The following is a 13666-nucleotide window of genomic DNA, read 5'->3' as shown; positions in this document are numbered from 1 at the left end:
TGAACCGGCAGTGTACTGAATTCGGCGCATAAAAAAACCCGGCACGAAGCCGGGTTTTTGGGAATGCAGCATCAAGTAATTACTTGATTTTGCCTTCCTTGTAGATCACATGCTGACGAACAACGGGATCAAACTTTTTGATCTCCATTTTTTCGGGCATGGTGCGCTTGTTTTTGGTAGTGGTATAGAAGTGACCAGTACCGGCGCTGGAGTTCAGGCGAATTTTCTCGCGAATACCTTTAGCCATGATCTAATTCCTTATACCTTAACACCGCTGGCGCGCAGTTCAGCCAGAACCACTTCAACGCCACGCTTGTCGATGATACGCATGCCTTTTGCGGATACGCGCAGGCTTACGAAGCGTTTTTCACTCTCAACCCAGAAACGGTGAGTGTGCAGGTTCGGCAGGAAACGACGCTTGGTGGCGTTGTTAGCGTGCGAACGGTTGTTACCAACTGCCGGGCGCTTGCCGGTTACTTGGCATACTCTAGACATGTCAGTCTCTCCAAATCTTACTTCATTGCTCGAGCAAATATCTGCCCCGCTGGCCTTCGATTGCGGGGCAAACAGAAGGCGGCATTTTATACAGCATCCGTGATCAAAGATCAACTAATACGGTGCCAGAGCACAGTCATAACCAACCGCGCTCGGCAAAAGAAACCGTGATGCCGTCACCGATCACCAAGTGATCCAGCACTCTGATATCGATCAGGGCCAAGGCGGCCGTGATCCGATCCGTGATCTGGCGGTCGGCCCTACTGGGCTCGGCGACGCCGGACGGGTGATTATGCGCCAGAATCACCGCGGCTGCATTATGTTTGAGCGCGATCTGCACGATTTCTCTTGGCCAGACGCTCGCCGAATCGATGGTGCCGAAAAAAAGCTCAACAAATTGAATGACTCTGTGCTGATTATCGAGCAACAGCAGGGCAAACACTTCCCTCGGCCGATCCCGCAGTTGGGCCTGCAGATAGTCCCGGGTCAGCTGGGGCGAGGTGAGCGCATCGCCCCGTTGCAACTGCTCGGCCAGGTGGCGTCTGGCCATCTCCAGCACCGCTTGCAACTGGGCATATTTGGCCGGGCCAAGGCCGTGCGCCTCGCAAAATGCCTGTTGATCCGCCCCCAGCAAGCTGCGCAAAGAGCCGAATTGATTCAACAAGTTGCGTGAGAGATCCACCGCACTCAGGCCATTGACGCCAGTGCGCAGAAAAATGGCGAGCAGCTCGGCATCGGAGAGCGCAGCGGGCCCCTGACGCAACAACTTCTCTCTCGGTCGTTCATCTTCTGGCCACTCTTTGATGCTCATTTGTCTCTCCCTCATCCCTGTTGAGAAAAAACATAGCAAAAAATTGCGCGCGCCCGACCACACCCCTTGATGCCAACCCCTGTCGTCATCCATTGCCTGTGGTATCTTAGCCGACCAGTCAGAATGAGCCGGATAGAGAAACAGCAGATGAGATTGGCCGATAAACGCATCCTGTTGGGTGTCAGCGGCGGGATCGCCGCCTACAAGAGTGCCGAGCTGGTACGCCGTCTGAAAGATCAGGGCGCCGAAGTGCGGGTGGTGATGACCCGCTCCGCCAAGGAGTTCATCACCCCGCTGACCCTGCAGGCGGTCTCCGGTCATCCGGTGGCCTACAGCCTGCTGGATCCCTCTGCCGAAGCGGGCATGGGCCATATCGAGCTGGCCAAGTGGGCCGATCTGGTGCTGATCGCCCCCGCCAGCGCCAACCTGATGGCGCGGATGGCTGCAGGCATGGCCGACGAACTGCTGACCACCCTCTGTCTGGCCACTCCGGCACCCATCGCGCTGGCGCCTGCCATGAACCAGCAGATGTATCTCAACGCTGCGACCCAGGCCAACCTCAAGACCCTGGCCAGCCGCGGCATTCTGCTGTGGGGACCGGATGCAGGCAGCCAGGCCTGTGGCGATGTGGGCCCGGGCCGGATGCTGGATCCCCTCGAACTGGTGGATCGCTGCTGTCAGCAACTGGCCGCCGAGCCCTTGCTGGCGGGCGTCAAGCTGCTGCTGACCGCAGGGCCAACCCGCGAGGCGCTGGATCCGGTCCGCTACATCAGCAACCACAGCTCCGGCAAGATGGGCTACGCCATCGCCCGCGCCGCCCGTGAAGCGGGCGCCGAAGTGACGCTGGTCAGCGGGCCGGTGACGCTGGCTACACCTGCTGGCGTGACCCGTGTCGATGTGGAGAGCGCCGAGCAGATGCATCAGGCGGTGATGAGCCGGGTCGGCGAGTGCGACCTCTTCATCGGTTGCGCGGCGGTAGCCGACTATCGCCCCGAGCAGGTGGCCAGCCAGAAGATCAAGAAGACCGGCGATAACGACCAGATGGTGGTGAAGCTGGTGAAGAATCCCGACATCATCGCGGCCGTAGGGGCGTTATCAGACAAACCCTTCACCGTCGGATTTGCCGCCGAAACCGTGGATGTGGAACAATACGCCCTCGACAAGTTGCAGCGTAAGCGGCTGGACATGATCGCCGCCAACGATGTGTCCCGCGAGGAGCAGGGCTTCAACGCCGATGACAACGCCCTGACCGTGTTCTGGCAAGGGGGTCAGGCCCCGCTGCCGCTGGCCGACAAGCTGACGCTGGCCCGTCACCTGATCGCCCTGATTGCGCGCCACTACCGACGCTGAGCGTCCCGACAACGCAAGACTCACGGCGCCCCGCCTTGCCAAGAGGGGTGCCAACACAAGATCCAACTGAATAAGCGATTCATGACAACACAAATTGAACTGAAGATTCTGGATGCCCGTATCGGTACCGAGTACCCGCTGCCCGCCTACGCCACACCGGGCTCTGCCGGTATGGATCTGCGCGCACTGCTGGATGCGCCAATCACCCTGGCCCCGGGTGATACCACCCTGGTGCCGACCGGTCTGGCCATTCACATCCAGGATCCGGCTCTGTGTGCCACCATCCTGCCCCGCTCCGGCCTCGGCCATAAGCACGGCATCGTGCTGGGCAACCTGGTCGGTCTGATCGATTCCGATTACCAGGGTCAGCTGATGGTCTCGGTCTGGAACCGCGGCAAAGATGAGTTCACCATGCAACCCGGCGAGCGCATCGCCCAGCTGGTGATCATGCCGGTGGTTCAGGCCAGCTTCCAACTGGTCGATGAGTTCAATCAGAGCGAACGGGGTGAAGGCGGTTTTGGTTCTTCTGGTCGCCAATAACAGACCACACCAGCCCGATGGGCGGTGCTTAATAATAGAATCAAGCCATTGTTTTTTTAGGGGAATCCATGGCAAGCAGTAATCAGAAACAGAGTCGGCGCGATCAGATCCTGCAAGCGCTCGCCCATATGCTGGAAACCAGTCCGGGTCAGCGCATCACCACGGCCCGTCTGGCGGCCGAGGTCGGCGTCTCTGAAGCAGCCCTCTATCGACATTTTCCCAGCAAGGCGCGGATGTTCGAGGGGCTGATCGACTTTATCGAGGATTCCCTGCTGTCACGGGTCAATCTGATCATGGCGGAAGAGAAGGACACCATGGCGCGCTGCCACCACATCCTTCAGCTGCTGCTGGTGTTTGCCGAGCGCAATCCCGGCATCACCCGCATCCTCAACGGCGACGCCCTGCTGGGTGAGCACGATCGGCTGCGGGATCGCATCAGTATCCTGTTCGACAAGCTGGAGACCCAGATCAAGCAGGTGCTGCGCGAGAAGCGGCTGCGCGAGGGTCAGGGCTTCCAGCTCGACGAGACCATGCTGGCCAATCTGCTGCTGGCCTACACCGAAGGTCGCATCAGTCAGTTTGTACGCTCCGAGTTCAAGCTCAAACCGACCGCCGGATTCGAAGATCAGTGGCAATTTATCCGCAGTCAGCTGCTGCAGAGCTGATCGGAAGCGCTTTTCAGCGAGCATGAAGAAGGGAGGCTTTGGCCTCCCTTCTTTTTTGTGTCAGGTTTTTATGGCAGAAAAGAAGTACCAGATGCGACCCGTACTGTCGCGCTGCGGTGTTAGATTTATCCACCATAAACCTTTTAGAACCTGACAGGACATCCTATGGAACCCGAAATCATTACCGAAGCGCAGACCTGGCTGGTCAATAATCAGGGACTGCTGATCGAATACGGCGTCAATATCGCCGCCGCCCTGCTGACCCTGCTGGTCGGCTATATCGCCGCCAACCTCATCAGCGGTGGCGTGGTCAAGGTGATGCAGGCCCGCAAGCTGGACACCACAGTCACTCACTTCGTCGGCAGCATCCTCAAATACGCCATTCTGGTGTTCGTGGTGATCGCCGCGCTGGGCCGTGTCGGCGTGCAGACCGCCTCCTTCGTCGCCATTATCGGTGCCGCCGGTCTGGCCATCGGTCTGGCGTTGCAAGGCTCGCTCTCCAACTTCGCTGCCGGCTTCCTGCTGATCATCTTCCGCCCCATCAAGGCGGGCGAGTTTATCGAAGTGGCAGGCACTGCGGGTGTGGTACAGTCCGTTCAGCTCTTTACCACTACCCTCACCTCCGGTGACAACAAGATGGTGGTAGTCCCGAACTCCGCCATCCTCAACGGCACCATCGTCAACTACTCGCGTATGGATACCCGCCGCGTCGACATGACCTTTGGCATCGGCTACGGCTCTGACCTGCGCAAGGCCAAACAGATCCTCGAGCGTCTGGTAAACGAAGAGCCGCGCATCCTGAAAGATCCGGCCGCTACCATCGCCGTTGCCGCGCTAGCCGACTCCTCGGTCAATATCGTGGTGCGCCCGTGGGTCAAGACCGGTGACTACTGGGGGGTCTGGTTCGACTTCCACGAGAAGGTAAAACTGACCTTTGATGCCGAAGGGATCGAAATTCCCTTCCCGCAGATGGTGATGCACATGCAAAAACCGCAGGCGTGATCGCGGTAAAAGCAGCAATCAACAATGCCAGCCTTCAGGCTGGCATTGTCATTTCTGGCGCGCCATCCGCTGCATAATCAGGCCGGCGGAATGAAAACAATTTCAGGGCCTCGGGCCAGCCCCAATCATGAGCGAGCGCAAGATCCCCCTTGCTTTCGTGACTCATAATCCCGATGTTCTGGTTGTATACTCCCGACGGTTGCCCCATTGCGGTAAAAGACAATCGGTAAAACTCTGTTACACGGGCCGCCCGGCCGGCTCGCTATAATGCTCGGATAATAAGGTTTGGCGGGACCTTGCCTGCAAGGTTCAAACACAACTTGGCATTTCAGGAATCCTATGAAAAACATCAATCCAACCCAAACCCAGGCCTGGCAGGCACTGGAAGCCCACTTTGCAGCAAACAAAGAGACCCGACTCAAGGAGCTGTTCGCGCAGGACCCGAAGCGCTTTGACAAGTTTTCCCTTACCTTCGGCGGCGACATCCTGGTTGATTACTCGAAGAACCTGATCACCGAAGAAACCCTCAAGTTGCTGGTTGAACTGGCCAAAGAGACAGATCTTCGCAGCGCGATCGATGCCATGTTCAATGGCGACAAGATCAACATGACCGAAGGGCGCTCCGTACTGCACGTGGCCCTGCGCAACCGCTCCGACCGTCCCATCGAGTGCGACGGCAAGAACGTGATGCCGGAAGTGAACGCCGTACTGGCCAAGATGAAGGGCTTCTGCGAGAAGATCATCTCCGGCGAGTGGAAAGGCTACACCGGCAAAGCGATCCAGCACGTGGTCAACATCGGTATCGGTGGTTCCGATCTCGGCCCGGTGATGATCACCGAGGCACTGCGTCCCTACAAAAACCACCTGCAGATGCACTTCGTCTCCAACGTCGATGGCACCCACATCGCCGAAACCCTGAAGAAGATCGATCCGGAAACCACCCTGTTCCTGGTGGCCTCCAAGACCTTCACCACCCAGGAGACCATGACCAACGCCCTGACCGCCCGCGACTGGTTCATCAACATCGCCGGTGACAAGGCCCACGTTGCCAAGCACTTCGCAGCTCTCTCCACCAACGGCAAGGCTGTGGCCGAGTTCGGCATCGACACCAACAACATGTTCGAGTTCTGGGACTGGGTTGGCGGCCGCTACTCCTCCTGGTCTGCCATCGGTATGCCCATCGCCCTGTCCGTCGGTTTCGAGAACTTCGAAGCCCTGCTGCAAGGCGCCTTCGAGATGGACATGCACTTCGCCACTGCCTCCTATGAGCAGAACGTACCGGTGCTGCTGGCGCTGATTGGCCTGTGGTACAACAACTTCTACGGTGCCGAGTCCGAAGCCATCCTGCCGTACGACCAGTACATGCACCGCTTCCCTGCCTACTTCCAGCAGGGCAACATGGAGTCCAACGGCAAGTACGTGGATCGCAACGGCAAGCCGGTTGACTACCAAACTGGCCCCATCATCTGGGGTGAGCCGGGCACCAACGGCCAGCACGCCTTCTACCAGCTGATCCACCAGGGCACCAAGTTGATCCCCTGTGACTTCCTGGCACCGGCCATCAGCCACAACCCGATCGGTGACCACCACCCGAAACTGCTGGCCAACTTCTTCGCCCAGACCGAGGCACTGGCCTTCGGCAAGAGCAAGGAAGAGGTCGAAGCCGAGTTCCTGGCTGCTGGCAAAACCCTGGAGCAGGTCAAGGATCTGGTACCGTTCAAGGTGTTCGAAGGCAACCGCCCGACCAACTCCATCCTGTTCAAGAGCCTGACCCCGAAAACCCTGGGTGCCCTGATCGCCATGTACGAGCACAAGATCTTCGTACAGGGCGCAATCTGGAACATCTTCTCCTTCGACCAGTGGGGCGTGGAGCTGGGCAAACAGCTGGCCAACAAGATCCTGCCGGAGCTGGGCAACAACGAGGCTGTCACCAGCCACGACTGCTCCACCAACGGTCTGATCAACACCTGGAAAGCGTGGAAAGCCTGATTTATCCAGCCTTTCTGAATGCAAAAGCCCCGCTCGATGAGCGGGGCTTTTTTATGACTGTCAGGCTGGTTTTTCTGGCTGGCCGGTCGGGTGTCCAGTCCGACCGGCGACGGGGATCGTCATCCCCGCCCCTTCATCATCCAGCCCGATGCCGGCTTAACCGCCAACGGCGATGCGTTTCATGTCTTTCATATAACCACGCAGTACCTGGCCGATTTTCTCGATCGGGTGGTTACGGGTCGCTTCGTTGGCCGCCAGCAGCGCCAGGTTATCCACGCTCTGCCCTTCCGCCTTGCTGGCACCAAGATCGCCCGCTTTCAGGGTCGGCATGAAGTGCTCGCGCAGCAAAGGCACGGCGGCGTTGGCGAACAGGTAGTTGCCGTACTCGGCGGTATCGGAGATGACCACGTTCATCTCGTACAGACGCTTGCGGGCAACGGTGTTGGCGATCAGCGGCAGCTCGTGCAGGGATTCGTAGTAGGCAGACTCTTCATAGATACCGGAGGCCACCATGGTTTCGAACGCCAGCTCGACACCCGCCTTGACCATGGCCACCATCACCACGCCATTGTCGAAGTACTCCTGCTCGGCAATCTTGCCAGCGAACGCCGGGGCGTTTTCGAAGGCAGATTTGCCGGTCTCTTCGCGCCAGCCGAACAGTTTGGCATCGTCTTCGGCCCAGTCGGCCATCATGCCACGGGAGAACTCACCGGCGATGATGTCGTCCATATGCTTCTCGAACAGCGGGCGCATCAGGGTCTTGAGCTGCTCGGAGAGCTCGAAGGCGCGCAGCTTGGCCGGGTTGGAGAGTCTGTCCATCATCAGGCTGATGCCGCCCTGTTTCAGGGCTTCGGTGATGGTCTCCCAACCGAACTGGATCAGCTTGCCGGCATAGGCTGGGTCTGTCCCTTCGGCAACCAGCTTGTCGTAGCAGAGCAGGGAACCGGCCTGCAGCATGCCGCAGAGGATGGTCTGCTCGCCCATCAGGTCGGATTTCACTTCCGCCACAAAGGAGGATTCCAGCACCCCGGCACGGTCGCCGCCGGTGGCAGAGGCCCACGCCTTGGCGATGGCCATGCCTTCGCCTTTAGGGTCATTTTCCGGGTGAACGGCGATCAGGGTCGGTACACCAAAGCCACGCTTGTACTCTTCGCGCACTTCGGTACCCGGGCACTTGGGCGCCACCATCACAACTGTGATGTCGGCGCGGATCTGCTGACCCTCTTCCACCACGTTGAAGCCGTGGGAGTAGCCCAGCGCGGCACCCTGCTTCATCAGCGGCATCACGGTTTTCACTACGTCGGAGTGCTGTTTGTCCGGAGTCAGGTTCAGCACCAGATCGGCGGTCGGGATCAGCTCTTCATAGGTGCCGACCGCGAAGCCGTTATCAGTAGCCTTCTGCCAGGAAGCGCGCTTCTCGGTGATAGCGGCCTTGCGCAGGGCGTAGGAGATATCCAGCCCGGAGTCACGCATGTTCAGACCCTGGTTCAGACCCTGGGCACCACAGCCCACAATCACCACCTTTTTGCCCTTCAGCACGTTGCAGCCGTCCGCGAACTCTTCGCGCTGCATGAAACGACACTTGCCCAGCTGGGCCAACTGCTGACGCAGGTTCAAGGTGTTGAAATAGTTAGCCATGGTGATTGCTCCGTTCGATTGATTCCATGCCGGGTAGCGGCGTTGTCTGAACCACTATAGCGCGGGACACTCATTGCCTGAACTGATATATTCGAAACAGTACGTTGCAATAATTGAAATATGATTCTTGGCAATTGCGCCCCATGCACGCCCCCGTTTCGACAATATTGCCGCTGAATTGTGCGGGGATATGGTTACAGGAACCGGACGGTACGGCATGAATTTATGCCCTGACTGCAGCAGGAAGTGATCAATGGACCTTCGCAATCTCGAGCTGTTTCTCCACCTCGCCGACTCCCTTCATTTCGGCAAGAGCGCCGATGCCATGGCTGTCAGCCCATCCACCCTGAGCCGTGCCATCCAGCGACTGGAGCAGGAGACCGGCTGCATCCTGTTCGAGCGGGACAACCGTTCGGTACGGCTCACCCCCGCTGGCGAGAAGCTGCGGGAGTTTGGCGGCGGCCTGTTGCAGGAGTGGCGTCAGCTCAAGCAGGAGCTCAAACGCAGCGACGAACCGCTGCAGGGACGGTTGCGGGTGTTCTGCTCGGTCACCGCCAGCTACTTTCTGCTGCCCGAGGTGCTGGAGCGCTTTCGCCGCCGCTACCCCCAGCTGGAGATCAAGCTGGAGACCGGCGACCCGGCGCTGGCGGTAGACAAGATCCTGGCCGATGAGGCCGATCTCGCCATCGCCGCCCGCCCCGATGCGCTGCCCGCCAAGCTGGAGTTCGCCAGCCTGCAGCTGGTGCCGCTGGTCTTTATTGCGCCGCGCAATGCTCCGCAGCTGAACCAGTGGTTCCGTCAGGGAGAACCTGATTGGGAGCAGTTGCCGGTCATCCTCTCCGAGCAGGGCTTGGCCCGCAAACGCAGCGATCAGTGGTTTCGCAACAAGGGAATAGCCCCCAACATCTACGCCGAAGTGGCGGGCAACGAGGGGATTGTCGCCATGGTGGCGCTCGGTTGTGGCGTGGGGTTGGTACCGGCTGCGGTGATCGACCACAGCCCGCTCGGCGACAAGGTGCGGATCATCGATCTCAAACCCGCTTTCAAGCCATTTGATGTGGGGATCGGGGTGCTCAAGAAGCGGTTGGAGGAGCCGTTGATCCGCGCCTTCTGGGATACGGCGCAGAATCAGGGCTCACTGCGCTGACACCGGATTATAGATAAGGGCCGGATTGGCCATCATGATGCGGCTGGGCAGCGGCAAGTCGGGGTTGTGCAGCTCGAGGCGCACCCGCTCATCCAGTTTCAGCCGCCGAATGGTGCTGCCAAATCCCTCTTCAAAGACCCGGTCAAAAGCACCCGACTGCCTTGCCCGCTGCAGGCCGAGCTCGATGCGCTTCGCCAGCTCCGGATATTTTGGCGAGACAAAGAAGAGCAGCGCCAGCGGATAGCGAAACACCAGACGGGGCTCGATGGCGAGATCCGGATGTTGCCTGAGTTCATCCTCGATCTCGATGACCGAGCGCAGGAAGCAGTCAAAGCGCTTCTTGCGCAACATGTTGAAGAGCGCTTCGTAAAGGTTGCCCACCGTCACCTTGAGGCCGTTGGCCTTGAGCAGCCGGGTATCGGGCCAGGATCTGTGCTGACCGATGGAGAGCCCGGCGCGATGCCAGTCTGCCAACGACCCGATCGCGGCAAATCGCCCCTCCTCGCCCTGCCGAATGAGGCACACCCGCCAGCCTAGCAGCCCCTTGGCCAGCGGAATGTGGATTGCCAGCAACTCCCGCTCTCGCTCGCCATCCGGGGCAAAGACGCCGACCTGAACCAGCTCGCCGCTGCGCAACTCTTTCACCGCCCGCCCCTGCTCCATCTGCGGGCTGGGTACCAGCTGGTAGGGGCCATATTCGGGCACGGTGAGATCGAGGGAGAGCCGCAGCAACTGGACGACGGCGGGGTTGGGGTGATCCAGCAGCAGATTCCAGGCGCGGATAGGCTGCTCGGTTGCCGATACGCCAACCGTCCACAGTGCCATGCACCACCACCAGACTCTGATCATCCCTTGCACCATCCGTGCCTCGTGCTCCTCGCCATACTATAACGCCAGCCAGCGCCTCAACGGCGCTCTCTCTGAAAGATGTGTGAGCGCTCTCGAGTCAAATCTCGTGTCAAAAGTGACAATAGGCAAACTTGGCTGGTCATCGCAGACTGGGCGCTCATCAACAAACGCCAAGGCGCAGGGAGGAGAGCCATGAAACAGCATCTGGTAGAGATAAAGGGTTCAACCCTGTTTGACGAGTATCTGCAGAGCATGGGCGTGCCCAGCACGGCACTGGACCGGGAGCAGGATATCTATCTGCAGGAACGTCACCTGGGCGCCATTCGCCGAGTACAAGGCGAACTGCGCTTTTATCTGCGCGCCAATGCCCTGAACAAACGGTGATCTGGATCCGGTCACAGAACCCGCAGCAAAGGCGTATTAGACTGGTATCTTACCCCTTTTGTCGGGAGTGCCCATGAAAGCAAGCGGTCTGGATCGGCTGTTCAAACCCCACTCAATCGCCGTGATCGGCGCCTCGACCGACCCGCTCAAGGCGGGTCATGTGATCGTGCGCCACCTGCTGGCGGGCCAGTTCAAAGGGCCCGTCCTCCCGGTCACCCCGCGCAACAAGGCCATCGCTGGCGTGCTGGCCTATCCCGATATTGCCAGCCTGCCGCTGACTCCGGATCTCGCCATCATCTGCACCAGGCGGGAGCGGGTCTTGCCGTTGCTGGAGGCGCTCGGCCAAAAGGGTACGGGCGCCGCCATCATACTGGCCGCCGACTTTTCTCCCGAGGAGCGGCTGGAGCTGAAACGGGTCTGCCAGCAATATGGCATTCGCCTGCTCGGCCCCAACAGCATGGGGATGCTGCTGCCCGGCCAAGGGATCAACGCCAGCTTTTCTCCCATTGCCGCCAAACCGGGACAGGTCGCTTTTCTCTCGCAATCCGCCGCCGTCAGCACCACCATTCTGGATTGGGCCAAGCAGCATGAGCTGGGCTTCTCCGCCTTCATCTCCCTGGGCGATCACTGCGACATCGACTTCGGCCAGCTGCTGGATCAGCTCTCCCGCGACAGCGTCACCCGCGCCATCTTGATCTACATGGACAAGCTGCACGACGCCCGCCACTTTCTCTCGGCGGCCCGGGCAGCCTCGCGCAACAAGCCGATCCTGGTGCTGAAAAGCGGGCGCCACGATCCGGTCCACGGCCTCGACAATGTCTATGATGCCGCCATCCGCCGCGCCGGTATGTTGCGGGTACGGGATACCCACGAACTGTTCGCCGCGGTCGAAACCCTGAGCCACTCCATGACCCTCAAGGGGGAGCGGCTCGCCATCATCTCCAACGGCCGCGGGCTGGCCAATATGGCGGTGGATGTGCTGCTGGAGCGGGGCGGCAAGCTGGCACGCCCGCCGCTCGACATTGGCAGCGATGCCACCATTACCACTTATCAGGAGGCGCTGGACAGCGTGTTGCAGGAAGATGGCATCGACGCCATCCTGATCATCCACGCCCCCTCACTCACGGCACCGAGCGCGCCGCTGGCCAGCCATCTTATCGCCCATCTGAAACAGCATCCCAGAGCTCGCCGTTTCAATATCCTCACCAATTGGGCAGGCGAATACTCCGCGCAGGAAGGGCGCAAACTCTTTACCGAGGCGGGCTTCCCGACCTACCGCACACCGGAAAGCGCCATGGCTGCCTTCATGCACATGGTGGAATACCGTCGCAACCAGAAGCAGTTGATGGAGACCCCGGCGTCACTCCATGGCAACCAGCTCAATGTCGAGCTCTGCCAGCAGCTGATCCGCCAGGCGCAGGAGCGCAAACAACTGAGACTGGATACCCATCTGGTGCACCCGATTTTACAAGCCGCAGGTCTCTCGACCCTACCAACCTGGATCGTCACCGACGCCATCGAGGCGACCCTGACCGCCGAGCAGATCGGCTATCCGGTGGCGGTGAAGCTGCGCTCCCCCGACATCCTCCACAAATCTGCCGTTCACGGCGTGGTACTCAACCTGCGCACCTCGGCCGAAGTGGCGCAGGCCGCAGATGCCATTCTGGATCGGGTCAGACAGCACGATCCGGGCGCCCGCATCGAAGGCTTGCTGGTGCAGCGGATGGCTCGCCGCAGCGGCGGCCTGGAGCTGAGAGTACGTATCCAGCAAGACGCCATCTTTGGCCCCGTCATTCTGCTGGGGGAATCAGGCGCAGAACCGCAGGAGATGGTAGCAGCCTTGCCACCGCTCAATCAGGCGCTAGCTCGTTACCAGATCATCGGCGCGCTCAAGAGCCGCAAGATCCGCGAACAGGCCACGCCGGAGCGACTGGATATCGATGCCCTCGGTCAGGTGCTCTGCCAGCTCTCCGAGCTATTGCTCGCCTTTCCGGAGATCCAGGAGCTGGATCTGCACCCGCTGCAAGCGTGCGGTGCCGAAATGGTGGTGCTGGATGCCAGCCTCACGCTGGCTGACCCCGCCATCCCGACCAGCAATCGACTGGCGATCCGCCCCTATCCTACCGAACTGGAGGAGGGCGCTTGGCTTAAGGATCAGCGCCATATCCTGCTACGCCCGATCCGGCCGGAAGATGAACCGGCTCATAAACAGTTCGTACTGCAAGTCTCCGATGAAGACAGGTACAAACGCTTCTTCGCCGATGTCGGCGAACTGGGTCATGAAGAGCTGGCTCGCATGACCCAGATCGATTACGACCGGGAGATGGCATTCGTTGCTGTGGGTCAGGATGGCGATCTGCAGGATCAGATCCTCGGCGTGGTACGCGCTATCTCGACCCCGGATCTGAGCGATGCCGAGTTTGCCATTCTGGTGCGATCGGACTTGAAAGGGGTGGGCCTCGGCAAACTGATGATGGAGAAGATCATCCGTTATGCCAAAGAGCAGGGGATTGGTCAGCTATCCGGCATGACCATGCCCAGCAATCGCGGCATGGTCAACCTCGCCAAACGGCTGGGATTCAAGATCGACGTGCAAATGGAAGAGGGGGTAGTCAATATGGAACTGCCCTGTAGCCAGCAGGCGGCAGAAGCCTGAGTTGGTTGGCCATAGCACCATTCGAATGGCTGTAAATTGAGCTGATAAAGCTCTGATATAACTAACCTGAGATCGGTTTAAGCCAGCATTATCACGGCTTGCTCTTCGGATGTAAGATTCAAGGCTGGCTTGTTGTCTTT

At 59.7% G+C, this 13666-nt stretch carries 13 protein-coding genes; 8 read left to right on the top strand and 5 right to left on the bottom strand.

From position 1 onward, the window contains the following. Positions 1-79: 79 nt before the first annotated feature. From rpmG to radC, 3 genes are all read right to left on the bottom strand, one after another. Positions 80-247, bottom strand: a complete 168-nt coding sequence (gene rpmG, locus OKC27_RS19515) for a 50S ribosomal protein L33 (protein WP_005307500.1) — start codon at positions 245-247, stop codon at positions 80-82. A gap of 11 nt (positions 248-258) precedes the next feature. Further along, complete coding sequence (rpmB, locus tag OKC27_RS19510; RefSeq protein ID WP_005307492.1) at positions 259-495, bottom strand: 50S ribosomal protein L28; 237 nt, start codon at positions 493-495, stop codon at positions 259-261. A gap of 136 nt (positions 496-631) precedes the next feature. After that, on the bottom strand, positions 632-1306 hold the full coding sequence (radC, locus tag OKC27_RS19505) for a RadC family protein (protein ID WP_058059080.1): 675 nt from the start codon (positions 1304-1306) through the stop codon (positions 632-634). 147 nt (positions 1307-1453) lie between these two features. Between radC and coaBC the strand changes: the two genes are divergently transcribed. From coaBC to pgi, 5 genes are all read left to right on the top strand, one after another. After that, complete coding sequence (gene coaBC, locus OKC27_RS19500; RefSeq protein WP_182938625.1) at positions 1454-2656, top strand: bifunctional phosphopantothenoylcysteine decarboxylase/phosphopantothenate--cysteine ligase CoaBC; 1203 nt, start codon at positions 1454-1456, stop codon at positions 2654-2656. 81 nt (positions 2657-2737) lie between these two features. Continuing rightward, the gene (dut, locus tag OKC27_RS19495; RefSeq protein ID WP_042657786.1) at positions 2738-3196 is read left to right on the top strand and encodes a dUTP diphosphatase; all 459 of its coding nucleotides are present in this window, start codon (positions 2738-2740) and stop codon (positions 3194-3196) included. 68 nt (positions 3197-3264) lie between these two features. Next, positions 3265-3861, top strand: coding sequence for a nucleoid occlusion factor SlmA (gene slmA, locus OKC27_RS19490; RefSeq protein ID WP_005339495.1), 597 nt, complete (start codon positions 3265-3267; stop codon positions 3859-3861). 165 nt (positions 3862-4026) lie between these two features. Continuing rightward, positions 4027-4863, top strand: a complete 837-nt coding sequence (locus OKC27_RS19485) for a mechanosensitive ion channel domain-containing protein (RefSeq protein ID WP_182938624.1) — start codon at positions 4027-4029, stop codon at positions 4861-4863. 339 nt (positions 4864-5202) lie between these two features. Further along, positions 5203-6852: a glucose-6-phosphate isomerase gene (pgi, locus tag OKC27_RS19480; RefSeq protein ID WP_182938623.1), complete on the top strand. Its 1650-nt coding sequence runs from the start codon at positions 5203-5205 to the stop codon at positions 6850-6852. 156 nt (positions 6853-7008) lie between these two features. Here pgi and ilvC read toward each other — a convergent pair whose 3' ends face one another. After that, a complete protein-coding gene (ilvC, locus tag OKC27_RS19475) occupies positions 7009-8490 on the bottom strand; it encodes a ketol-acid reductoisomerase (RefSeq protein WP_011704175.1) in 1482 nt (493 codons plus the stop codon). 253 nt (positions 8491-8743) lie between these two features. On the opposite strand from ilvC, the gene ilvY reads away from it, so the two are divergent. Further along, positions 8744-9637: an HTH-type transcriptional activator IlvY gene (ilvY, locus tag OKC27_RS19470; RefSeq protein WP_005342097.1), complete on the top strand. Its 894-nt coding sequence runs from the start codon at positions 8744-8746 to the stop codon at positions 9635-9637. On the opposite strand, the gene OKC27_RS19465 is transcribed toward ilvY, so the two are convergent. After that, positions 9626-10486: a transporter substrate-binding domain-containing protein gene (locus tag OKC27_RS19465; RefSeq protein ID WP_182938622.1), complete on the bottom strand. Its 861-nt coding sequence runs from the start codon at positions 10484-10486 to the stop codon at positions 9626-9628. The two genes, ilvY and OKC27_RS19465, sit on opposite strands and share 12 nt — an antisense overlap. A gap of 192 nt (positions 10487-10678) precedes the next feature. Here OKC27_RS19465 and OKC27_RS19460 point away from each other — a divergent pair, with 192 nt between their 5' ends. Continuing rightward, positions 10679-10870 carry a hypothetical protein gene (locus OKC27_RS19460; protein ID WP_005339486.1) on the top strand — a complete coding sequence of 64 codons (192 nt, stop codon included), beginning with the start codon at positions 10679-10681 and terminating at the stop codon, positions 10868-10870. Between the two features lie 73 nt (positions 10871-10943). Further along, positions 10944-13526, top strand: a complete 2583-nt coding sequence (locus OKC27_RS19455) for a bifunctional acetate--CoA ligase family protein/GNAT family N-acetyltransferase (protein ID WP_182938621.1) — start codon at positions 10944-10946, stop codon at positions 13524-13526. Positions 13527-13666 lie beyond the last annotated feature (140 nt).

Origin of the sequence: Aeromonas sp. QDB62, assembly GCF_027705695.1 — a bacterium.
GTDB classification, from domain to species: Bacteria; Pseudomonadota; Gammaproteobacteria; order Enterobacterales; family Aeromonadaceae; genus Aeromonas; species Aeromonas allosaccharophila.
Note: the sequence above shows the minus strand (reverse complement) of the source record. Positions and strands in the feature narration are given on the sequence as shown.